Annotated in this window: 16 protein-coding genes and 2 pseudogenes; 14 read left to right on the top strand and 4 right to left on the bottom strand. The window is 67.2% G+C overall.

The window, feature by feature from the left end; all coding sequences use genetic code 11:
• The first annotated feature begins 6 nt into the window (after window positions 1-6).
• The gene (locus AC1C2S_RS18975; RefSeq protein ID WP_495354152.1) at window positions 7-348 is read left to right on the top strand and encodes a helix-turn-helix domain-containing protein; all 342 of its coding nucleotides are present in this window, start codon (window positions 7-9) and stop codon (window positions 346-348) included.
• On the opposite strand, the gene AC1C2S_RS18970 is transcribed toward AC1C2S_RS18975, so the two are convergent.
• The 3 genes and pseudogenes from AC1C2S_RS18970 to AC1C2S_RS18960 all read right to left on the bottom strand — a co-directional run.
• Window positions 334-2,577: a winged helix-turn-helix domain-containing protein gene (locus AC1C2S_RS18970; protein ID WP_495354151.1), complete on the bottom strand. Its 2,244-nt coding sequence runs from the start codon at window positions 2,575-2,577 to the stop codon at window positions 334-336. The two genes, AC1C2S_RS18975 and AC1C2S_RS18970, sit on opposite strands and share 15 nt — an antisense overlap.
• Window positions 2,578-2,658: 81 nt before the next feature.
• Window positions 2,659-2,973: an STAS domain-containing protein gene (locus tag AC1C2S_RS18965; protein WP_495354424.1), complete on the bottom strand. Its 315-nt coding sequence runs from the start codon at window positions 2,971-2,973 to the stop codon at window positions 2,659-2,661.
• Window positions 2,974-3,231: 258 nt separating this feature from the next.
• Window positions 3,232-4,268: pseudogene (locus AC1C2S_RS18960) on the bottom strand (SulP family inorganic anion transporter); the annotation flags it as partial.
• 226 nt (window positions 4,269-4,494) lie between these two features.
• On the opposite strand from AC1C2S_RS18960, the gene AC1C2S_RS18955 reads away from it, so the two are divergent.
• From AC1C2S_RS18955 to AC1C2S_RS18910, 10 genes and pseudogenes are all read left to right on the top strand, one after another.
• Window positions 4,495-6,336: a DUF1254 domain-containing protein gene (locus AC1C2S_RS18955; protein WP_495354150.1), complete on the top strand. Its 1,842-nt coding sequence runs from the start codon at window positions 4,495-4,497 to the stop codon at window positions 6,334-6,336.
• 30 nt (window positions 6,337-6,366) lie between these two features.
• Window positions 6,367-7,554 (top strand): AI-2E family transporter, encoded by a 1,188-nt coding sequence (locus AC1C2S_RS18950; RefSeq protein WP_495354149.1) that lies wholly within the window; start codon window positions 6,367-6,369, stop codon window positions 7,552-7,554.
• Window positions 7,551-7,733, top strand: coding sequence for a hypothetical protein (locus AC1C2S_RS18945; protein ID WP_495354148.1), 183 nt, complete (start codon window positions 7,551-7,553; stop codon window positions 7,731-7,733). The genes AC1C2S_RS18950 and AC1C2S_RS18945 overlap by 4 nt, the downstream gene beginning before the upstream one ends.
• Before the next feature lie 122 nt (window positions 7,734-7,855).
• A complete protein-coding gene (locus tag AC1C2S_RS18940) occupies window positions 7,856-8,869 on the top strand; it encodes an amidohydrolase family protein (protein WP_495354147.1) in 1,014 nt (337 codons plus the stop codon).
• 286 nt (window positions 8,870-9,155) lie between these two features.
• Window positions 9,156-9,307 (top strand): annotated as a pseudogene (locus AC1C2S_RS18935) (IS256 family transposase); the annotation flags it as partial.
• A 230-nt stretch (window positions 9,308-9,537) separates the two neighbouring features.
• Complete coding sequence (locus tag AC1C2S_RS18930) at window positions 9,538-9,708, top strand: hypothetical protein (RefSeq protein ID WP_495354146.1); 171 nt, start codon at window positions 9,538-9,540, stop codon at window positions 9,706-9,708.
• Window positions 9,709-9,719: 11 nt separating this feature from the next.
• Window positions 9,720-12,665 (top strand): helix-turn-helix transcriptional regulator, encoded by a 2,946-nt coding sequence (locus AC1C2S_RS18925; RefSeq protein WP_495354145.1) that lies wholly within the window; start codon window positions 9,720-9,722, stop codon window positions 12,663-12,665.
• Window positions 12,666-12,722: 57 nt separating this feature from the next.
• Window positions 12,723-12,917 (top strand): hypothetical protein, encoded by a 195-nt coding sequence (locus tag AC1C2S_RS18920; protein ID WP_495354144.1) that lies wholly within the window; start codon window positions 12,723-12,725, stop codon window positions 12,915-12,917.
• A gap of 15 nt (window positions 12,918-12,932) precedes the next feature.
• The gene (locus AC1C2S_RS18915) at window positions 12,933-19,121 is read left to right on the top strand and encodes a S8 family serine peptidase (RefSeq protein ID WP_495354143.1); all 6,189 of its coding nucleotides are present in this window, start codon (window positions 12,933-12,935) and stop codon (window positions 19,119-19,121) included.
• 294 nt (window positions 19,122-19,415) lie between these two features.
• Window positions 19,416-20,021: a flavin reductase family protein gene (locus tag AC1C2S_RS18910; RefSeq protein ID WP_495354142.1), complete on the top strand. Its 606-nt coding sequence runs from the start codon at window positions 19,416-19,418 to the stop codon at window positions 20,019-20,021.
• Window positions 20,022-20,092: 71 nt separating this feature from the next.
• On the opposite strand, the gene AC1C2S_RS18905 is transcribed toward AC1C2S_RS18910, so the two are convergent.
• Entirely contained in the window at window positions 20,093-21,220 is a 1,128-nt protein-coding gene (locus AC1C2S_RS18905) for a YncE family protein (RefSeq protein ID WP_495354141.1), read from the bottom strand.
• Window positions 21,221-21,253: 33 nt separating this feature from the next.
• Here AC1C2S_RS18905 and AC1C2S_RS18900 point away from each other — a divergent pair, with 33 nt between their 5' ends.
• The 3 genes from AC1C2S_RS18900 (at window position 21,254) to AC1C2S_RS18890 (ending at window position 23,934) form a co-directional block, all read left to right on the top strand.
• The gene (locus tag AC1C2S_RS18900; RefSeq protein WP_495354140.1) at window positions 21,254-22,240 is read left to right on the top strand and encodes a ThuA domain-containing protein; all 987 of its coding nucleotides are present in this window, start codon (window positions 21,254-21,256) and stop codon (window positions 22,238-22,240) included.
• Between the two features lie 182 nt (window positions 22,241-22,422).
• Entirely contained in the window at window positions 22,423-23,163 is a 741-nt protein-coding gene (locus tag AC1C2S_RS18895) for an IclR family transcriptional regulator (protein ID WP_495354139.1), read from the top strand.
• A 3-nt stretch (window positions 23,164-23,166) separates the two neighbouring features.
• Window positions 23,167-23,934, top strand: coding sequence for an IclR family transcriptional regulator (locus tag AC1C2S_RS18890; protein ID WP_495354138.1), 768 nt, complete (start codon window positions 23,167-23,169; stop codon window positions 23,932-23,934).
• Window positions 23,935-23,936 lie beyond the last annotated feature (2 nt).

Here is a 23,936-nt window from a genome sequence, read left to right as displayed (position 1 = left end):
TGACTCGTGGACGCTGTGGAGCGGTGGCGTGTTCTTCGGCTGCATGTCGAAGACCAGATCCCGCTCGCCGTCCTCGCCCGGGAGACCGGGATCTCGGCCCGGACCTTGCAACGCTGGCATCAGCTCTACCGAATAGGCGGCGTCGCAGCCCTCGACTCTCGTGCGCGCGCAGACAAAGGTGTGGGAACACAAATGAATGTGAACCGTGATCGGGCGTCTCTGGAGCCGCTCGGGCGACAGCACGGCAACCCATCCATCGATGCGCCCTACCCGCGGCCGGAACTGAAGCGGTCCGGAGTTGGCCGCCACCGGGATGCGCTGTCGCACTTTGGGCTACGCGCCGAGTAGGCCGATCGCCAGGGCTCTGTTCACGGCGTTGTTTCGCGATGACACGCCCAGCTTGCGGTAGATGGAACCCACTTCCGTGCTCACGGTATTGCGGGAGATGAACAGGCGCGCTCCGATCTCGGGGATCGTGAGATGCGTCTGCAGGTACGGGAGCAGCCGCAGCTCGGCAGGAGTCAAAGGCGCCGTTCCGGCTGACTCCGCAGCGCCCGAATCGATGATGGCCCGAAAATCGGACACATCCTCGACGAGGGCCCCGAGCGCCGGGCGACGAACCAGAAGATCGTGGGCCTCGCGCATCAGGTGACGAGCCGCCGCGTGATCGCCCATGGCGAAGGACGTCTTCGCCAGACACAGGCGCACGCGGACGGCCAGGGTAGGGAGGGCTGAGGTGCAGAACTGGCGAGCGCGCATCGCTCGAGTGAGCTCCGTCGTTGCTGTTGTCGGGTCGCCGCGGTGAAGGGCGAGCCGGGCCGCCGCAGCGAACGCCACTACCGATATGGAGTAGTCGTCGAGGCGGTGGTTCGCGATCGACGCGAGGGCCGCGCCGACGAGTTGGACGGCTTCCACCCACCGGCCACGATCCATGGCGATCATCGCGCGTTCGGAATCAGCGAGCACTTGGACGTCATTGTTGCCGGTGGCTCTGCTCAGCTCAGATGCCTCGGAGAACATCAGCTCCGCGGCGTCCACGTCTCCGTTGAGGAAGTGCATCTCAGCTGCGATGTAAACCGCTTGGTCACGCCAGATGCTCGAAGGCGGCTCCTGCGCTAGGGCGAAAGTGGCGTGGGCGGTGGCCTGATCCGGCCCGTTTGCGCACATCATTGCCAGGAGCATCGCCAGGGCAGACGCGAATGATGCTGTGCCGTCGACTGGCGGCAGGTCGAACGAAGCCTCCTCGACGAGGTTCGCCCACTTCTCCGATTCTCGGGCGTGCCCCGACATCACCGCGATCCACCCGGCCAGGACCGCCAGCGGAGGGTAGTCGGCAACCGCGTTCTCGCCGAGCACGTCGACCCAACGTCGAACGGTCGCCATCTGGCCTGCCTGATAGATCGTCAGGGCGTTCTCGGCGACGAGGCGCACGCATCGGTCACGTTCGGGAGTGGCAAGGAGATGTTCGATCGCCATGGCCGGCGATCCGTGGGATTCGTACCAGTCCGCTGCGCGAGTATGGAGGGGTGTGATCAGCTCTGGTTCCGCCTGCCGTAGTTCGGCTTCCAGGAACTCGCGGAAGAGTGGATGGTAGCGGTACCACCCGCGGCGACGATCGAGGGGGATCAGGAACACATTGGAGACTTCGAGTTCCCGCAACTGCCCTTGAGAACCGGTTGCATCGAGCACGGAGTCGCAGAGGTCTGCGCAGAACTGGTCGAGGACCGCGGTGCGCCGGAGGAAGCACTGCAATCGACTCGGCAGTCCGGCCAATGATTCCCGGTACAGGTAGTCGGCGACGTATCTGTCGTCGCCGGTGAGGAGGATCGTCTGGTCGGCGGTGTCGTGCGCGATAACGGCCGCAAGGTAGAGGCCGACCGGCCAGCCTTCCGTAGATCGGGTGACGGCCTCAGCATCACCGATCGTCAGGGCGACATCGGCTTCGGCGAAGATGTGTTGCGCTGCGGCGGCATCCAACGCCAAGTCGTTGACGCCGAACTCGATCGTCTCGCCGGAGGCGCGGAGCCGCGGGACGTGCGGTTGCTCGATGCGGCTGGCCACCACTATCTGGGACCCCTGGGGGATCCCGGTGATGACGACGCTCAGCACGTCATGACACGCCGGCGAACTGAGTTCGTGGAGGTCGTCGAGCATGAGCACGAACGGAGTCGTACTCGCGCGGAGGGCCGCGGCCAGCCGCGGTGCCGCGCGGCCGAGGGCCGACGTGGCATGACCGCGCATGTCGGTGATAAGAGACGGGTCGGCCCCTGTGCCACGCACGAATGCAGATGCCAGCAACGAGAGCAGGATCGCGGGGTCGTCGTCATAGTGGTCGAGCGTCGACCAGACGACGGCCCGTTGCTCGAGTGCGGCCCATTCCGCGAGGAGAGTCGACTTCCCATAGCCGGAGGGTGCGCTGATCGCGACGACCCGGCGGCCGCTGTTGCGCCCCGACGCGATGAGATCGACACGGCTAACGAGGCCGTCTCGAGGGAGCGGAATCGCCAGTTTGGTTTCCAGCAACAGCTGATCGAGTTCGACTGCCCCCGCAGCTGCGATCCGAGCGGTGTCGGTCACGTTCGAATCGTAGAACTGCCGCCGCTCCAGTGCAACCAGTGCCGCAGGACGTGACGATCCTCGGCCGCGAGCACGGAACCGTCAGCGACGGCGCAGAGCCGCGATCGCCGCCCGATTGGTATCGAAGACCTTCTCTGCGGTCAGGATGCCGAGGCGAACGAGCCGGGCACGAGCGTCCGGACGCACCCGGCTGAAACTCAGCTCGACCCTGTTCGCGTGAAGCCACTCCTTGAGCGACTCGAAGCTCTCGGCCCCGGTGACATCGACATCGTCGACGGCGACGAGATCCACGACGAGATGATCGACGGCGCCAGCGCCCCCTGGAACCGCCACCACTGCTCTCTTGACCGCGTCATCGAAGACGGCGCCATTGGCGAAGAACAACGGAGCCGCCATGCGCACGACGATCGTTCCCGGGGCGCTGAAAGTTCCCACCGGCGCTGCCGATACGAGCGACTCGAGTGGGTCGTCATCCGCCGCCAGGATGTCGATGCTTGGCCTCGACGCGCGCCTGACGATATTGATGAGTGCGAGCACGAACGAGACGATGATGCCGGGAATCGCACCTACGAACAGGGTGACGAGGAAGCAGGCGGCGCCGATCGTGAACTCGAATCGGTCGAGTCTCCAGAGCTGCGCAAACTCCCTGATGCCGAGCAATGGTACGACCGCGACGGCGACGATGGCCCCGATCGCGGGTGACGGGATCTCCTCGAGCAATGCTGTACCGAAGATGAGCAGCAAGAAAGTACCCACCGCGGTTATGAGGGAGGGGAGTTGGGTCTTCGACCCCAGCTGGTCCATCGCGGCCGTACGCGACGTCGATGAGCCGATGGCGAATCCGCCGGTCGCTCCGGCTGCGATGTTACCCAGCCCGAAAGCGAGCAAGTCATGGTTCGGCTTCGTCGCGTAGCCGTTCTTCTCCCCGTAGGCCCGGGAGACCAGCAGTCCCTCTGCGGTCGTGACCATGGTGAGGGCGATCGCCGAGGGGATGAGGAGCAGCCAGGTCGCCCAGTCGATGACCGGCCATGTGAGTGTCGGCGGCCCAGCCTCCACCGTGCCGAGCACGTCGACGCCTGCATTGTCCAGATCGGCCGTCACGACGAGGATCGTGGCGAAGATGAGGACGATGAGCGCCCACGGGACCGCGCGGGCGAGTCGCCGTCCGATCAGCAGCACGGCGAGGGCAGCCACGGAGATCGCAATCGACAGGCATTCATCGTCCCCAGCCCGCCGACCAGATCACCGACCTTCTCGACGAACTCCCCACCCGAATCGATCTTCACGCCGAGCATCTTCGCGACCTGGCTCACCAGGATGTCGAGCGCCAGGCCGCCGACGAACCCGACGAGGATCGGCTTCGAGAGGAAGTTGGCGAGGAAGCCGAGTTTGAAGAATGCCATCAGTGCGAACATCACGCCGCAGAGGATGGCTTGGGCCAACGCCAGCGTCACGTAATCGGCGCTCCCGGCAACCGCGAGTCCCCCGATCGATGACGCGACGAGGGCAGCAGCCGCAGCATCGGGAGACGCGACTACCTGACGCGAGGAGACGACCAGGGCATAGACGACGGCCGGGACGACGAGCGCGTACAGGCCTGCCGTCGGAGGGAGACCGGCGATCTGCGCGTATCCGATGTTGAGCGGGACGGCGATCGCGAGCAGCGTGACGCCGGCCACCGCCTCGCGCATGAAGTTCCGGCCGGTCAACCCGGCGAGGGGCCTGTCCATGGTTTGTTCCTTTCGGCCGCACAGGAGCGCCCCGCCGCCGCGCGTCACTGCCGTGCGAGCTTCCGGCCGGTGAGGCCGGCTCGATTTCGCTGGGCCGTCAGGTCTTGTCGAAGAACGACTGCAGCGGGTTGTACAGCCGGAGGATGACGAAGTAGCCCTTATCCGGCACTGTCTGCGATCCGTTCGTGTGAATTCAGTTGTCATTCGGAAGCAGCGTCGCTGCAGGCCCTATTGCAGCCTGGAACCACGGCGCATCGCATCATGGAGATCGCGTGAAACCATCCGCGAAGCGGTGGCGCAACGAACCAGTAGAAGTCACGCCGGTGGGCGAACCCGAGGTGGCCGCCCACTACGGCCGCGTGAGCGCCGCGGACAGGTTCATGTGATCTGCGTGATGACCTATCACTCCCCGACTGATTTTCTTGGCGGGTACGCAGGAACTGACCTGGAGGAGACCGCGATGTCCGCGACCGAAACACCCAGAACATCCGTACCCGATGTGGTGGCCACGCCGTCGCGCGTGAAGACGGGGATCGGGACGTTGGAGTTCACCGACGGCTACCCGACGAAACAGACGGCGGCGACGTTGCGCGACCACCTCGACTACCTGCATGGCGTCGAATCGTTCATGAACTCGGTCCAAGGTGTGTCGCTCGTTGCTCTTCGTCAGGGTTTCCACGACGCAGGGATCGAGGACGGCGACATCCTGCTCTACTCGAAGCTGATGGACTCGAGATCGTTGTTCCTCACGGGCAACGCGGACACCGTCTACTTCTGGGGGTTCCTCGATCTCTCGCGCGGGCCGGTCGTGATCGAGACCCCCTCGGACACGCTCGGCGTCGTTGACGACATGTGGTTCCGATGGATCACCGACTTCGGGCTTCCCGGCCCCGATCGTGGCGAAGGCGGGACGTACCTCCTCGTGCCGCCCGGATACGACGGACCACTGCCGGAAGGCGGCGCCTACGTGCGCCATTCCCGCACCAACCGGGTGATATTCCTCGGGCGAGCCTTCATCAACGAGTACCCGGGCAACGACCCTGCTCCCGCCGCCGCCCGCATCCGCGAGCAGCTGAAGGTCTACCCGTACGCGCCGGGCGGTGTCGGAAGCAGCATTGGAGCGTACCTGACCGGGAAGGGCCCGCTGGGCCAGCTCACTGCGTCGAAGAGCCCTCGTTTCATGGAAGGCAGCGGGCTCGCCATGAACACGCTCCCGCCCACCGACTTCGGCCACTTCGAGATGCTGGACGCGCTCGTTCAACTCGAGCCGGCCGAGGCGCTCGATCCCGACGTGGCCGGCGATTTCGCCGCCATCGGGATCATCAAGGACGGAAAGTTCGCGCCCGATGACCGGCTGCGCGCGATTCTGGACGACGCCGCATCAGTCGGAAACGCCGCCTCGCGTACGTTGGGGATGGGTGCCCACCCGTCGGACGACTTCCGCTACTACGACGACTCCGCGTGGTGGAACATGCTGTTCGACGGCGGCTTCGAGTTCATCACCCCGCCGCCCCGCATCACCGCCGAAGGGATCGAGCCTTACCCGAACGGAAATGCCCGTAAGCTCCACGCTCGCACGTCGTTCTTCTACACCGCAACGGGCGTCACCCCGGCGATGTGCATGCGGTTGACCAATGCCGGTTCGCAGTACCTCGTGGCCAATGTCGACCAGAACGGCGCCGCCTTCGACGGCTCTAAGACCTATCGGGTGCGATTGCCGAAGGACATCCCCGCCGCCCGGTTCTGGTCGCTGAACGCCTACGACAACCAGACCCGCTCGCTGCTGCAAACGGATCAGATCTACCCGCGAGCCGGCAGCCAGGAATACCCCTCGCCGGCGGCGCAGGCCGAGTCCGATGGCTCCACGGTGGTCTACTTCGCCCCGACCCAGCCCGATGGCATCCCGCGCTCGAACTGGATCCAGACCGATCCCGAGCGCGGGTGGTTCGTACTGCTGCGCCTCTACAGCCCGCTGCAGCCGTTCTTCGACCAGACGTGGAGGCCTGGGGAGTTCGAGCTGGTGCGCTAGCTGACGTGCAATCGGACATCGGAGGAACCGGTGCGCTGGAACAAGAAGACGGTCGAGCCCAAGGCCGTGGCTGACGTGGCCGCGGTGAACGCAGGCTCGGGAAACCATCGCAACGCCTTCATTCTGATCGGGCTCGGGGGAGCGGTCCTCGTCGGGTTCGGAATTGCCGGACTCGGGTCGATCATCGCCCCGGTGTTCCTCGCGGTGGTGCTGACGATCTGCATGCATCCCCTCCGGATCTGGCTGGAACGACACCGCATCCCGCGCGGAATCGCCACCGGGGCCGTCGTGCTGGCGGTGATCCTGTTGCTGCTCGGGTTCGGATACGCCGTCCTCGTCGCCTTCGGCCAGTTCAGCGCGCTGCTCCCGGAATTCGCGGACCAGATCACTGCGTTCGGCCAGGATGTCGTCGCCTGGTTGAACTCACTCGGCATCTCGTCGAGGGAACTCAGTGCTCTCGCCGCCGATTTCGACCCGTCCAAGCTGGTCGCATTCGTCGAAGGCCTGATCGGTGGATTGGCCGGCATCGGCTCGGCCCTCGTCATCCTCCTCACCGTCGCGCTGCTGATGGGCATGGATGCCGGCTACATGCCCGCCGTACTTGCCCAGACCGGCACGACCCACCCGCTGCTGGTCACCGGCCTGTCGAACTACGCCGCCAACGTACGCCGCTACATGGTCTGGACCACTCTGCTCGGCCTTCTGCAGGGCGTCATCGACTTCATCGCCCTGGTCCTGCTCGGCGTTCCCGGAGCATTCATCTGGGGATTGCTGGCGTTCCTCTGCAGCTTCATCCCGAACGTCGGTTACTTCCTCGCGCTCGTCCCGCCGATCGTCTTCGGCGCGCTCGTCGGCGGCTGGCCCACGGTGATCGCGGTGATCGTCGTCTACGGCGTCATCAACGCGATCGTGCAATCGGTCATCCAGCCGCGGGTGATCGGCAACGCCGTCTCACTCAGTCAGACCATCACCTTCTTCTCCGTGCTCTTCTGGGCCGTCATCCTCGGGCCGATCGGTGCCATCCTGGCCATTCCGCTGACGCTCCTCGTTCGCCTGATGCTCGTTGACACGTACCCGCCAGCCAGCTGGGTCCGACCATTGCTCGGCGACCTCACTGGCACCAGAGACCTCATCGCCGAGGAGGATGCGGAGATCAAAGGCGCCAGGAAGGCTCGCACGATAACCACGACGTCACCCGGAACGGTTACTCCATCGTGACCGATCCTGATCCGCGGGCACTACCGCCGGTGCGGCGGCGTCGCCTCATCGCGTTGGGACTGCTCCGTGCCCTCGGCTCGACAGTCGTGCTCGTCGCGCTCTACTTCCTGCTGCCATTCTTCCTGGCGGAGCTCGGTAATCCGGGCCTTTTCCCCCCGAGTTGGACGCCGCTACTCTGACAGGGCAGCTCCGCTTTCCGTCTGTGACGGACGGATACCTCATCCGTCAGCGGTGTTGTACGTGCTCTGGAGTTCACCCAGCCGAACTGGATCGCAACATCACAACATCAGAGGAGACGGACATGACACCGACCGAAGAACCTCAAGACAGCCCGGGTATCTCGTTGCGAGACCAGGACCTGCGATTCATCGGCACTGAGGAGACCTTTTCCACTGCTGAGTTGATAGCGCTGAACGACACGCTAGCCTTCGAGGCTGATGATCTTGTCGAGATGGGACCGCGCCGCATCGATGCGATGGATGAGGCAGGGCTCAACGTTCAGATTCTCTCCGCGCATGCGCCCGGTGTGCAGAATGTCCCAGGTCAGGAAGGCATCGATTTTGCCTATCGGCTCAACAAGGTGCTCGTCGATGGGCCGATGGCCACCTATCGGGGGCGGTTCCAGGCGTTTGCCACCTTGCCGTTGCAGAGCCCGGAGGCCTCAGCGGATGAGCTGGAACGCGCTGTCCGGGAAGATGGCTTCCTGGGTGCCTTGACCAATGGGATCATCGGGAAGAGGTTCCTCGATCATCCAGATTTTGAGCCCGTGCTGGCTCGTGCCGAAGCCCTTAGTGTGCCGATATATATCCATCCCGGCCTGCCACCTGACGATGTTTTCCAGATTTATTACAGCAATATGTTGCCGGAGTATCAGACGAAGTTCCAGGACCGGGTTCTCAGTCTCTCCGCATATGGATGGCACCAAGAAGTAACTATTCAATGCCTTCGCATGATCACATCTGGCGTTTTCGACAGATTTCCAAAACTACAGATCATTATCGGCCATATGGGCGAGGGCCTTCCGTTCTTCTACAAGCGCGTCGTGGAAAAGATGAGTGGCGTGACCGAAAGCTCACTGGATAAGCCGTTCGAGCAATATTTCCACGACAACTTCTGGTTCACAACGAGCGCATTCTTTCAAGATGAACTCCTCGATCTCTTGTTGAAGTACATCAGTGTGGATCGGGTGATGTTTGCGACCGACTACCCGTTTGCGAACATGAAGGAAGGAACCGACTGGTTTCGGGCCGTTGACCTGCCACGTGAGAGCAAGGAAAAATTGCGTTCCGAAATGCAGAAGGGCTATTCGGGATAAAGGTCTGACGCCCCCAGGGCCGGGGTTCGAACTCGACCAGATGAGGGTTCATCTGCTCCACCTGGAGTGCGATCGCCGGGTTCGCAAGAGGTCGTGGCACGAGTACGACGGAATATTGAAACCCGCGTAGTAGATCCGAAGTTCCCGTGTCGTCTCTATAACTGCTGACATCGTTCATGGCTAACCGGGCACGCCATCCCAGTTGTCACTCGCCAGTCCAACAGGCCCGCTCATGATTCACCTGATCCGCAACACCCTTCAGGTTCGCGTCGCGGGAGCACTGGGACGAGCGCGCGGTCGCTTCCCGAACACGCCGCAGCGGTGAAGTCCCTCTACCTCGTGACCCGGTCGCTTGACCCCACCGGCCGGGGACGGGCACGATGGATGACCAGGTGGAAGCCCGCGATGAACGCCTTCGCGCTCACGTTCGAAGGCCGCCTCGACGAACCGAATGCGCTTGGACCAGATCCACTGTTATTTGACACACCCCCCGTGACCCCACCGGATGTCCGAAGAGCCCGTTTAGTTGACTTGACAGTTACAGATCGAGGGGATGTGAGACAGGGGTGCAAGCGGTTATTGATGTTGTCGTCATCGGAGGTCTGGTGTCGCACCCGTCCAGAAGTGGGGGTTCTCAGGCCTCACGCAGGGAGCCCGGGCACATAGACGTGTTCGGCAACCACCCCACGAACGATGACGGCGCGTACATCCGCAAGAAAACCCGGTGGTGGGGACCGCCGGCCGACCTTCTCGCCGAGACCTACCCCGATCTGACCGTCGCCAGCACCTACGGGTACTCCCACGACGGGGACGGTCTCAACGCCGAAGGCGCCAAGTGAGACCATCGCGCATGGTCAACGGCGCGGACGCGAACCCTCGGGTGATCTCCACGCCGGACTTCGTCGGTCGCGACCGGGAGCTGGCTGAGCTCCGCGACGCAGTCACCCAGCCGCCCGCGATCGTGCTGGTGGAGGGCGAGGCGGGCATCGGGAAGAGCCGGCTACTGCAGGAGTGGCTCGCAAGGCCGAACACGCTCTCCGCCCTGGTGTCGGTGTGCCCGCCCCTGCGGGAGTCGCTTACGCTGGGCCCGATCGTCGACGCGTTCCGGGGGGTCGAGCGGCTCGTGGCGGGGCTGCGGCTCACCGAGCTCGCGGGTGCGCTGCGGCCATTGTTCCCGGAATGGTCGGTCGACCTGCCGCCCGCCCTCGAACCGCTCGACGACGCGAAGACGGCACGGCATCGTCTGTTCCGCGCGCTCGACGAGCTGCTCAGGGCGCTCGGCGTGGAGGTCCTCGTCTTGGAGGACGCCCACTGGGCGGACGACGTCACGCTGGAGTTCCTCCTGTTCCTCATCTCCCGCCAGCGCTCGGACGGACCGAGCCTGGTGATCTCCTACCGCCCGGAGGAGGTGGACGCAGGGTCGCTGCTGTTGCGGCTGACCTCCCGGCTGCCGGTCGGGGTCACCGGTTCGAGGATCGCCCTCGCGTCAGTGCAACCCGACGACACGGCGTCGCTGGTGTCGTCGATGCTGGGCGGGGAACCGGTCTCCGACGAGTTCCGCACCTTCCTGCACGAGCGGACCGGTGGCGTACCCCTGGCGATCGAGGAATCCGTCCGGCTCCTCTACGACCGCGCGGACATCATCTTCCGCGACGGGCAATGGGTCCGGCTGGCGCTCAGCGAGCTCCAGGTGCCACCCACCGTCCGTGATTCCACCCGGGAGCGGGTGGACCGCCTGTCGCCCGCGGCGCAGCAGACGCTGCGGGCGTCGGCTGTCCTGGCCGAGTGGTCGTCGGAGGCCGCGATCGCAGCGACCGCCGGCCTCACGCCCGAGGAGGCCCGCGCCGGCATCGCAGAGGCGGCCGGCGCCAGGATCCTGGCCGGCGACGACCTCGGCCGGTGGCGGTTCCGGCACGTCCTGGTCGGCACGGCGGTCTACGATGCCGTCGCACGCACCGATCGGGGGCTCCTGCACCGCAAGGCCGGCGAGGCGCTGGAGAGCGTCGATCCGCGGCCCGTCGCGCGCCTGGCCCTCCATTTCCGCGAGGCCGGCGAGACCGAGCCGTGGGCGCGATACGCCGAACAGGCGGCGGCGCAGGCCATGGCGTCGGGCGACAACACCGCGGCTGTCGTCCTGCTCGTCGACCTCCTGACCGAGGCGTCGCTCCCGCCAGACGAGCTGGCCCGCAACGCGAGGACCGCGGGGCTCGCCGCCCTCGGGCGGCGCGAGCCGGTCGACGGGGTCTACCACCGCGTCGTACGCGGCCTGCGCACGGTGCTCGACGTCCCCGGGCTGTCCGCCCGGGAGCAGGCCGAGATCCGCAACCCGCTGGGCCGGCTCCTGATCACCGGCGGCGAGGCGGGGGCCGCGCGCGAGGAGCTCGAGCGAGCGGTGGCGGACCTCGGCCACGACCCCGCCGAGGCGGCCAAGGCCATGACGTACTTGGGCTGGGCCTACGGGTCGCCGTGGCCGGCCTCGACGCATCGACGCTGGCTGCGTCGTGCCGCCGACCTCGCGGCCGGGATCGAGTCGCCCGCGATCCGACTGAATCTGGCGGGCAACCGCGCGGCCGCGTTCCTCATGCTCGGCGACGACGAGGCCTGGGAGGTCGTCGCCGAGCTCCCGTTCGACGGCGCTACCGCGCCGGAGCGGCTCGACGTCGCCCGCATCCACACCAACGTCGGGACGGGCGCGGTGATGTGGGGCCGGTACGCCGACGCGGAGCGACACCTCGCCGTCGCGCTGAGGCTCGCCGACGCCGAGGGGTCCTCGAGGCTGCGCAACAACATCCAGCTCGAACTGGCCAACCTGGACTGGTTCACCGGCCGGTGGGAGGGACTCGCAGACCGCAGCGCCGCGTTCGTCGAGGCGAACCCGGACCGGCCGGCGATCCACCTGGCGGGCGTCCGGCTGACCGCCCGGCTGGCCTCCGCGGCCGGACGGCGCCGGGAGGCGGAGGAGCAGTTCGGGTTCGTCCTCGACGAGGCGACGCGGCTCGGCGCCGCCGACGACATGATGGAGCCCGCCGCCGAGCTGGCGCGACTATGGCTGGCGGACGGCGATATCGCCCGGGCCCTGCAGATCACCGACCCGCCGCTTCGGACCGTCCGGGCAAAGGGCATCTGGCTGTGGGCGACCGACCTCGCACCCGTGCGGGTCGAGGCGCTGATCGCGGCGGAGGACGTCGAGGCCGCGACAGCGCTCACCGAGGAGCTCTCGCGCGAGCTGCACGGCCACACCGCCCCGGCCCCTCGGGCCGCGCTGGCCCTGTGCAGGGCGCACGTGGCCGCCGCGCGCGGCGACTCGGCCACGGCCGCTGCCTCGTACGCGCAGGCGGCGCAGGCGTGGGACGCGCTGCCGCGGCCGTACGACGCCCTGCGTGCGCGCGAAGGCCAGGCCGTCGCGCTCCTGGCCGCAGGCCGAGTCCCCGAGGGGCGGCAGTTGCTGTCCACTCAGTACGAGGGGCTGTACCGGCTCGGCGCTCGCCGGGACGCCGACCGGGTCATCCAGCGGCTCCGCGAGCACGGCGGGGAGGTACCCCGGCTATGGCGCGGCGGCCGGAACGGGTACGGCGACCGGCTCTCGCCCCGCGAGCTGGAGGTGGTCCGGCTGGTGGTCGCCGGCAGGACGAACCGGGAGATCAGCCAGATCCTCGCCAAGTCGCCGGCCACCGTGGACCAGCAGCTGAGGTCGGCTATGCGCAAGGCCAAGGTGACCTCCCGAACCGCCCTCGCCGTCAAGGTGACCGAGGCCGGCATGCTCGTGGACGACGACCCAGGCGCGACGCTCTCGTAAAGATTGACGTATTCGCCGGATAGCGACGTGCGGGCTGCCTGCCGGAGCATGACCTGCATGTACCACGACCCGGAGTCGCACGCCCGCCAGGAGATCGTCGCACGTGACGACACGAGCACCGATCCCGCGCCGCCCCAGTCGGGTGGACCGTGCACCACCGACGGCTCCGTCGATCCCGACGGCGCCGCCGATCCCGACTGCGCCGCCGACCGTCCGGACCAACTGAGCCACGACCCTTACCAACCCCTGTAGACCGGAGGCCCACCCATGAGACTCACCGCCATCGTCACGACGCTGGCCGTCACGGCCGGCCTGATCATGGGTACGGCGCTCCCGGCGGCGGCTGAGCCGGATGCCGGCCCGCCCGAAGCCAAGATCTCGAGTGACCTGAAGGAGCGCTTCCACGAGGACCCGGTCGCCGACTTCTGGATCACGTTCAACACCAAAGCCGACCTGACGCCCGCGAAGGAGCTCACCGACTGGGACGAGCGCGGCCAGTTCGTCTACGACGCCCTCAAGAAGTCTGTTCGGGCGTCCGAGGCGGCCGTCGCCGCCGAGCTCGACGCGGCGGGCGTGAAGTACACGTCCTACCCACTCGTCAATGCCGTGCTCGTCAAGGGCGGCACGCAGAACCTCGCGCTCGACATCGCTTCGGTCGGACAGGTCGCCGAGATCCACGCGTCGCCGCAGGTCGCGCTCGTCGAACCCGTCGATGAGGGGGCGCCCGCCAACGAGGGCGTCCGCCCTCAGGACGAGGCCGCGGGCGACGCGGGCGTCGACGCGTGGGGCGTGGACGCCATCCGCGCCCCCGAAGCCTGGGCGATGGGCGCCACCGGCGCCGGCATCACCGTGTCCAACCTCGACTCGGGCGTCCAGTTCGACCACCCGGCGCTGATGTCGAAGTACCGCGGCGCCAAGTCGGACGGCACCTTCACCCACGACCACAACTGGATGGCCGCCCGGGGCACCTGCTCGGACGCGCCGTGCGACGACAACGGCCACGGCACGCACACCATGGGCACGATGGTGGGCGACGACGGCATCAATCACGTCGGCGTCGCCCCGGGCGCGAACTGGATCGCGACCAACGGCTGCTGCGACAGCTCCGGGGTCGAGTCCCTGCTCGAGTCCGGCTGGTGGCTGCTGGCCCCGACCGACCTCCAGGGCAAGAACCCGGACCCCTCCAGGCGCCCGCACGTTATCAACAACTCGTGGGGCCAAGAGGCCGAGCACAACTTCGACAACTTCTTCCAGGCCATCGACGAGGCGTGGACGGCTGCCGGCATCTTCAGCGTCTGGTCGTCGGGCAACACCTCACCGGGTGCGAGCTGCGACACCGTCTCCTCGCCGGGGTCGGCCCCGAGCGCCTACTCCGTCGGCGCCTACAACGTGGACGGCAACCTGGCGGCCTTCTCGCGCAAGGGCGAGGGCGAGAACAGCCAGATCAAGCCCGAGATCTCGGCGCCCGGGGTGGGTGTCCGCTCGTCCTACCCCGGCAACCAGTACGTCGAGATGTCCGGCACGTCGATGGCCGCACCGCACGTCGCAGGCGCAGTCGCGGACCTGTGGAGCTATGACCCGACGCTCATCGGGCAGGTCGAGGAGACCCGTCGCCTGCTCGGCGAGTCGGCCGTCGACGTCGACAACACGTCGTGCGGCGGCACCGCCGACTTCAACAACATGTACGGCGAGGGTCGGCTCGACCTGCCCCGCCTGCTCGAACTCGCACCCCGTCAGGGCGGCACGCTGACGGGCGTGGTCACCGCGAACGGCGAGCCGGTCGTCGGCGCCGACGTGACGATCAGCGGCCCGTTCAGCCGCTCCGTCGGGACGGACGAGAACGGCCGATTCTCGGCGAACCTGCCCGTCGGTGACTACCGGCTCAGCACGCAGGTCTTCGGCTACCTGACCGCGACGGCCGAGTTCTCGATCGCCCTCGGCGAGGAGTCCTCCGCCGACCTCCCGCTCACGGTGGCCGCACGGCACGACATCCGCGGCACGGTGGTCGACGGGGACGGCGACCCCGTCCCGAACGCGGACGTGTCGGTCAAGGGCACGCCGCTGGAACCCGTCCGCACGGACGCCGACGGCGCGTTCACGATGGCTGGCGTGCCCGAGGGCCGGTACGGAATTGCCGTCACACCCAACGCCTGCTTCTCGCCCACGTCCGTCCCGCTGACGGTCGACGCCGAGAACGAGCGGCTGGAGATCCCGGTAGGGCTCGTCGTCGACGAGGGCGGCTACAGCTGCGCCGTCTCCGAGGGGGAGCACCTGCGCGGTACCGACCCCGTCAGCTTCACGAGCGGCGTCTGGGCGACGGTGGAGCTGCCGTTCCCGATCGCGCTCTACAACGGGAGCCACGACACGCTCAGCATCGGCCTGCGCGGCGTCATCGCTCCAGGCGATTCCACGGGACCGGGCACCGGCGGCGCCGGCGCCTTCCCGTTCTCCGCCGAGACCCCAGTCCAGTTCGCCCCGGGTGGCGGCGTGTTCACGGCCGCGACGAAGCTCGACGGCGAGGACGCGTTCGTCGTCGAGTACCGCGACGCCAAGATCTGGTCCTACCCGATCCGGTCGGAGTACACGGAGCCGGTCAACTTCTCGGCCACGTTCACCCGCTCGGGCAAGATCCTCTTCGGGTACGGCGAGGGCATCGGCACCGACGACGCCGTGACGGGCGGCGCCCGCGCCATCACGGGCATCCAGGGCTGGGCGGGCGTGGACGGCATCCAGTTCTCGAACAACGCGCCGGTGCTCCATGACGGGATGCTCGTCACGTACGACCTGCCCGACTGGGGCTACCTCGATGCCACCGTCGTCGACAAGAACGACGGACTGCCGGTGTCCGGGGCCACGGTCTCGTTCACCGACAAGGACGGCCTCGTCGAGCGCGTCACGACCAACGGGACGGGCCTCGTGCACCGCCAGCTTCCCGTCGCCGACTATACGATGACGGTCGAGGCGCCGAACTACGTCACCGGGTCGTACGAGTTCACCTTGGATGAGCTCTTCGCGAAAGCGACCATCGACGCGCCCCTGACCACGGGCGTCGCCGACCTGAAGACCGACGGTCTGGACGCCGTGATGGGCACAGACCAGAACGGCGTCGGCTCGCTGAAGCTGACCAACACCGGGTCCTCCCCGCTCACGTACGACCTGGGGGAGGCCGAACGCCATCCCGAACTCGACGCTCCCGCCGCCACGACGCGCACCGGGACGGAGGCGGACAGCACGATCGACCTCACCGCCTGGCAGGCCGGTGCGATCGACATGGTGCCGTCGAACGTCGACGGTGAGCTGGTGGCGTCCGCTGCCGCGGAGGAGACCGCCTCCGCCGAGGTCGGCGCGACGGCCGGCGGCGAGGTCATCACCCGCATCGCGATCCCGGGCACCATCGCGGAGAAGGAGCCCACGGGTGTCGGGTACGACGGAGACGTGTGGATCCACGATTACAACAAGCGGACCAACACCGCCTACACGGTGACGGGCAAGCCCACCGGCAAGGTCTTCGACGCGTCGTGGAACCCCGACTACCGGGCGTTCGACATGGCGCTCGACACCAAGACCGGCGACATGTGCCAGATGGAGGACAGCCCCGACAGCTACATCCACTGCTTTGACCGGGAGACGGGCAAGGAGACCCGGCAGATCAAGGGTGACTGGTCGACGCTGCCCCTGACCGGGCTCGCTTACAACCCCGCCGAGGACGTGTTCTATGTCGGCGGCCGGAGCAATGGCATGATCGGGACAGTCGCGGGCACCTCCCACGACGACGCGGGCGCGCTGCTGTCGTTCTGCACCCCGCCGCTGCCGGAGATCATGGGCCTGGCCTTCAACCAGGCGTCGAACACCATCTGGTACACCGACCTGACCTCGAACCGGCCCACCCGCCTGCTGCAGGTCGACCCTGATGACTGCTCGCTCGTCAACGCGTGGTGGTTCCCGGGCCAGAAGGTGGGCGCGGGCGGCGGCCTCGAGACCGACTCGACCGGCGCGCTGTGGGCGGTGGACCAGTTGACCGACGACGTCATGCTCGTCGACGTCGAGGACGACCTGATCACCGACCTGCCCTGGCTGTCGCTCTCCTCGAACGGTGGCACCCTCGCCCCAGGAGAGTCGACGACGGTCAAGGTCTCGATCTCCTCGAAGGACGTCGACCCCGCCACCTTGGGGGCGAACATCGTCGTGCGGTCTGACTCCGGGCGGCAGTCGAAGACCTACGTCCCGGTGACGCTCACGACCACGATGTACCAGGTGGGCGTCGACGCCGGCGGGCCCTCGTTCACCGATGCCACCGGCTTCACCTGGTCCGCCGACCAGGCGGCCGGCGAAGGCACGTGGGGCTTCCAGGGCAAGGACAAGGCGACCTCCACGCGCACCCCGATCGAGGGCACCGAGGACGACACTCTGTTCCAGTCCCAGCGCACCACGCCGGACAAGGACCTCGTTTACACGTTCCCCGATGCACCGAAGGGCACCTACGCCGTCGACCTCGGGTTCGCGGAGACCAAGCAGGTGCGCCCGGGCAAGCGGGTGTTCGACGTCCTCGTCGACGACGAGCTGACGCAGTACGCCTACGACGCAGCCTCCGCCGTGGGTCCGGATGCCGCCGATTGGCACACCGCCGTCGTGCAGCATGAGGGCGGCCCGCTGACCGTCGAGCTGCGGGGCTCGAAGGGCCTGCGGGCCCCGAGCGTCGCGGCGCTGCGCGTCACGCTCGACCCGCGCGGGACCGAGGCCGAGCCTGAGCCCCAGCCCGAGCAGCCGGAACCGGGCCCCGTGCCCGTGGCTCCGGCCGGTCGCTCGTACTCGATGCAGGTGACCGATGGGCTCTACCGGCAGGGCACCACGGACTCCGGATGGCACGGTGACGACGTCTGCGGCCCCCTATGGTTCGACTCCAGCTTCCTGTTCCCGTTCTACGACACGGCCTGGGACGGCGTGTGCGTGACGACGAACGGGTCGCTGGTCTTCGACCGGGCGAGCACGCTGGGCGGCAACTCGGCACTGCCGTCGGGGAGCCCGATCGACGCCATCTACCCGCTGTGGGACGACCTCGTCGTCGACGACCAGGCGGGCATCTACTTCGGCGAAACCGAGGTCGATGGGACGGCCGCGGAGGTCATCGAGTGGCGCAACGCCACCTTCTACAGCGACCGGACGGCCCGGGTGAGCTTCTCGGTCACCCTGATCGCGGACGGCCGCATCCAGATCGGGTACGGCGACGGCGTCGGCGGCGACAGCCCCCTCACCCGCGGGTCGTCGGCGACGGTCGGCCTGGAGAGCCTGACGCGCAACCCCGCGAGCCAGTACTCGTTCAACGAGACCGCGCTGACGTCCGGGCTGGGACTGGAGTACACGCTCCCGGCGTCGGGCACGATCGAGGGGACGGTCACCGACGCGAACGACGGCAAGCCGATCGCGGGTGCGATCGTCACGCTGCTCGGGCCCGCCGGCGACCGGGTCATCACGGCCGACGAGCTGGGCCGGTGGAAGGCTCAGGCCCTGGTCGGCGAGAACACCGTGGAGGTCTCTGCGCCGAATTACGTTACGGCGGGCCGGCCGGTGACCATCGCCGCGAAGGACCAGGCCGAGGTGGTCGACACCGCACTGACGACCGGCGTCGCGACCGTCACGGGAGGCGACCTCGACTGGTTCCTGGGCCTGGGCCTGGGCCAGACGGCAACGACTGACGTGACCGTCACGAATGCAGGTTCCGCCCCGCTCCAGGTCCGGCTGAGCGAACAGCGGCGCGCTGACGACAGCGGGCACGAGGCCGCCGATCTGCCGTGGCTGACGCTCAAGGGCGAGGCCGTGGACGGCATGGTCGAGCTCGGAGTCGGCGAGTCCACCGCGGTCACGGCGAAAGTCGACAACGCCGGCGTCGAGCCGGGCGTGCTCGTCGGGGACGTGCTCGTCGCGTCCAATGCCGGCAAGGGCGCGTCCCAGTTCGAGCCGGTACAGCTGGCGACCTCGGCCTACTGGCAGGGCGTCGACGTCGGCGGGGCCGGGTTCGTCGGCACGGACGGCTTCGTCTGGTCGCCCGACCGGGCGCTGGACTCGGAGCTGTGGGGGTACGTCGGTGGTGCCGAGCGCGCCACGAAGGCCGACATCGGCGGCACCGAGGACGACGACCTGTTCCGCACCCAGCGGACCGGCAAGACGTTCAGCTACGTGTTCAAGGACGCGCCCGCCGGAACGTACCGGATCGGCCTCGACTTCGCGGAGATCGACAAGGTCAAGGCTGGCAAGCGGGCGTTCGACGTCCTGGTGAACGGGGCGCCCGTCCTCCACGACCACGACGTCCAGGCAACCGTGGGTGCGCTGACGGCGGACGTGCAGGAGGCTACCGTCGAGCACGCCGGCGGCGACCTGACGATCGAGTTCCGCGGCGAGATCAGCGAGCGCGAGCCGATCGTCAATGCCGTGAAGGTTCAGGAGGACCCGCGCCTCTGACCTCGTGATGATGGGCCGCCGGCCAGTGTCGGAGCCTCCCCGGTCATCGATCGCCCAGGGGAGGCTCCGGTGCGACCGGCCGCGGCTCAGCCGCCGGCCCTGGCGGCCGCGTTCTTCGACGCGCTCACCGGCCGGTGGTCACGTCAACTGAAGGTGGGGCCCACCGCGGCAATCGAAGCGCGGAGCACGTCGTGCGGCAGAGTTCGCCTCTGGCCGAAGTGTCCAGCGCTTACGTTGGTGGGTGTGAGTAGTGCTGTTGACGTTGAATCACAGGTTGGTGCTGACGGCTTTGTCGTGATCGAGCCGAACATCCTGTACTTCGGGACCCCGGTGGTGTTGGTCACGACCGAGAACTCCGATGGGACGTTCAACCTCGCGCCGATCTCCTCGGCATGGGCGCTGGGCCACACCCTGGTGCTCGGGATCGGCTCAGCCGGTCAGACCGTCACGAATCTTCTCGAACGACCTGAGCTGGTCGTGAGTGTGCCGTCCGCGGGGTCGTGGGCGAACATTGAACGGCTGGCGTCGTTGACGGGGCGGTTCCCGGTCCCGGCGAGCAAACCCGCTGGTATGAGGTTCGAACCGGACAAATTCGGTGCCGCCGGGTTGACGCCCGCCCCGTCCGCGACGGTCCGGCCGCCGCGGGTGGCGGAGTGCCCGTTCCAGCTCGAGGGTGAAGCCGTGAACGTGATCCCTGGGGCAGCGAGCGGGTTCATGATCATCGAGGCGGCTGTGAGCCGGGTCCACGCCGCTGAGCAGATCGTGGTGCCGGGCACCAACCATGTGGATCCCGGGGTATGGGAACCGCTGATCTACAACTTCCGTCACTACTTCGGACTCAGCACCCAACTCGGGCACTCCTACCGCTCCGATACCCCCACCACGTCCACGGCCACGTGATCGCAGCGCCGGACTCGTCGCTGGGGTCTCAGCTGCTGGTGTGCTGACGGGAGTGGTTGAGCCGGTAGGCGTCAGTGCCGGTCTCTATGATTCGCACTGTCGGTTCTTCGAGTCCGAAGAGGGGGAAGCGGGCTCCAGGCGATTCCATCGGGCTTGCGACCGGTCTCTAGCCGACGCAGCAGTCGACCCGCACGGATGTCGACCTCCACGACGCAATTGTCGGCGTCACAGGCGGAATACGCGCGCACGCCGTCGGGATGGAGAACGATCGCCTGAGGGTGATTCGGCGTTGCGACTCGATGCACGACCTCCCCGGATCGGCGATCGACCACCGCGATCTCCGAAGCCTCCCTGAGAGCGACGACGATGTGCGAACCGTTGGCCGTCACCGCCGTGCCGAATCCGATCGACGGCAACTCGATCCAGGCGACGTGCTCGACGAGCTCCGTATCGATGACGGAAATGCGAGGCGAACCCTGGTCGGCCGTGTAGGCGAAACGTCCCTGGGGCTCGAGGCAGATGCGATTCACCTTCTCAGTGACCACCACGATGCCGACGAGCGTGCGCGAAGGGACATCGATCACGCTGACGCTCCCCGGGCCGACATTCGCCGTCACGATGCGACTTCCGTCGGCGCTGACCGCGAACGTGTGGGATTCCGCCTGACCGGTTGGCAACCGCGCGACGACGCGAAGGGTTCGCCGGTCGATCACGGTGACCGATTCGTCGAGTTCAGTGGAGACGATCACGTGATCGCTCGTGAGCAGACTGGACTGGTGCGGACGGCTCGGGAAGGCCAGGCGGATTTCGCCGACACGTTGAAAGGTCAGGAGATCGACGATATCGACCCGCCGGCCATCGCTTCCGGGGGACCCGACAGGCGCATCGCTGTACACCGGCATATACGCAAGTCGTCCGTCGCCTGTCGCGACGACCTCGTGCGGTGCGAAGCCTGAGGCGATCACGGCCCCTACGGTTTTCGACGTCTCGAGGTCGATCACCTCGAGCATGCTGTCGTCTTTGCATACGACGAGCAATCGTCCGTCGTTCATGGCGCCTCCGCTTTCCAGTGAAGGGCATGACCGACGTTCGTGTCCATCGGAAGACCCGGCCGGCTTACTGGGTGGAACGAGCTTTGCCGTGCGGCTTCGGGGACGCCTAGATTCACAGCAGCCCCGGGCCGATCGCGCTTGGCGCACCCGAGGTCAGCACGAACGATCAAAGGAGATCACATGAAATCGCTCATACGCTCCGGAGCCGCCCTCGTCGCCGCGGCGGCGCTCGGCGCCGGCCTGGCGCTCGGTGGAGCGGCCCTCGGCAACGACCGGGGCAACGGACATGGGAACGGACACGGAAACGGAAACGGTGGACAGTCGGTGTCCGCCGACGAGATCTACCTCGACGAGATCAAGGACTACGGCGTGTGTCGCGGCACCGATCCCGAGTGCTACAACGAGTGGGGCAACGGATGGGTCGAGGGTGAGCAGAAGCGCATCTTCGTCTGGAGCCGCACCGCGGGCCCGCGCCACGCCCACCTCGGCACACCGCTGGCACCAGGGCTCAACCCGCCGCTGAACGCCGACAACGTCGCCCAGATCGCCCTGAAGGCGTGGGCCGAGGAACGTGGGATCGCCGTCGACTACACGGAGGACCTCGCGAGCTTCAGCCGGCTGAACAACTACCAGGCCGTCGTGTTCCTGGGTTCCAACCGTGACACGCTCGACGACGCCGCGCAGACCACGCTCATGCAGTACGTCCGCGGCGGCGGTGGTTTCGTCGGCATCCACAATGCCTTCGGTGCCGAGTACCACTGGCCGTACTACGAGGGTCTCCTGGGCGGAGCGAACTTCTACAACCACGGACCGAACCGCGAGGGAACGGTCGAGCGGATCAACAGGAAGGACGTGTCGACCTCGTTCATGCCGAAGACCTGGGTCTTCAAGGACGAGTGGTACAACTTGGTGCCCTACCCGAGCTACGTCAACGTGTTGCTCGAGGTCGACCAAGCGACCAGTGAGGCGACCCCCGCCGGCCACGGCGAATCGCACCCGGTCAGCTGGTGCCACTACTACGACGGCGGACGGTCATGGCTGACGACACTCGGTCACGACGTCGCGGCCTGGACCGACGCTCCGCTGGCGGGCGACGAGTTCTTCAAGCAGCACGTCATGGAGGGTCTGGAGAGCGCCATGGGTATCAAGCCGTTCTGCGCGGTCTAACGCCGAACCAAGAACCGAGAGTCCCAGGTAGGGGGTCTGAACCCATCCGTGTGGAGGGTTCAGGCCCCCTCTCAGCGCCTTGAGACGGTGCTACGGAGGACCGTGTTCCATTGAGTGGAATCATGACAGCGTCGACGCGAGGCACGCTTGCCGCCCTCTCGAACTCGACGGATACTGCACTCATGCGATCCGCACTCAGAGACGAGCCGGTGTGCGTGCTCGACCGGATCCTCGCCATCCTCGATACCGTCCGCGAGTCGCACGGCACAACCACGATCACCCAGCTCGCTCTGGCCACCGGCATCCCGAAGTCCACCGTCTCGCGACTCGTTGGCGACCTCATCCGGCAGCGATACCTGATGCGCAGCGAGTATGGAGTCGTGATCGGTCTGAAGCTCTTCGAGCTCGGCGCACGCGCGAGCACCCCCCGGCGCCTCAGCATCGCTGCACTGCCGGTGCTGGCCGAGCTGTTCAACGCGACCGGTGAGCACCTGAACGTCGCCGTTCAGGAGGGGAGCGACATGCTCTCGGTGATCTCGGTGCGGGGGCGGTTGCGGCCGGTGCCGTCCCGGGCGGGAGTTCGAGTGCCTTCAGTGACGACCGCCCTCGGCAAGGCGGTCCTGGCCTTCACGAACGACGAGTCGGTGCTCTCCAGCGTGATGACCGGGCTCGACCCTCACCAGCGTCACATGCTCGAGCGGGAGCTCGCCATGGTTCGCAGAGAATCAGTCGCCATCGACCGCTGCGAGACCTTCCCCGGAGTCGTCGGGGTCGCGAGCCCGGTCCTGTCACCGGAACGCGTGCCGGTGGCGGCGATCTCCGTAGCGGGGCCGGTGACGGACATGGACGCGAGCCGGATGATGCCACTGGTGCGGCACGCGGCTCTCGCGCTCACACACCGGCTGGCACTGCAGATGGCCTGATCGATGCCCGACGCCGTGAACGACGCACTCGGCGTCCTCGACCGGATGACCTCCATCCTCGAGGCCTTCGACCAGGACGACAGGGGGTTGGGCATCTCCGAACTCGCTCTGCGCGCAGGCCTTCCCAAGTCCACCGTCTCCCGACTGGTCGCGACGCTCGTGCGCCAGAGCTATCTCGAGCGCGACGGGAAGCGGATCCATCTGGGCCTACGGTTGTTCGAGCTCGGGCAGCTCGCCGAGCAGCCGCGGCAACTCAGGGTCGCCGCTCTGCCGGTGATGGCAGGCCTCCGTCACAAGACGGGCGAGAACGTGCACCTTGCCATCCTCGACCGGAATGAGATGGTCTGCATCGCCGTCATGCGCGGCCGTTCGGCGGCGCCGCCGGCAGTACGCGTCGGCGGACGGCTCCCGATCCATGCCACAGCGCTGGGAAAGGCAGTGCTCGCGCACTCACCCGCTTCCGACGTCGACGATGTCGTCTCTTCAGGACTCGATGCCTGGACGTCCCAGACGATCAGCGATCCGGCAGTGCTGAGGCGTCAGCTCGCCGACATCCGACGGGGTGAGCTCGCTGCAGAGGTGGGGGAGTTCGCCGCCGGCTTGTCTTGCGCGGCGAGCGCGGTGTTCGCGCCCTCGGGCAGGCTCGTGGGGGCGATCTCGGTGTCGGGACGCGCGGACGGATTCGACGCTGACCGGTTCGCGCCGGCCATCCGCGCGGCTGCGCTGACTCTCACGGGCCGCCTCGGCGCGGGCAGGCCAGGAGCGGTCTGACG

It is taken from the genome of Agromyces sp. Y782 (genome assembly GCF_059445405.1).
This window is presented reverse-complemented; position numbering and strand designations above follow the sequence as displayed.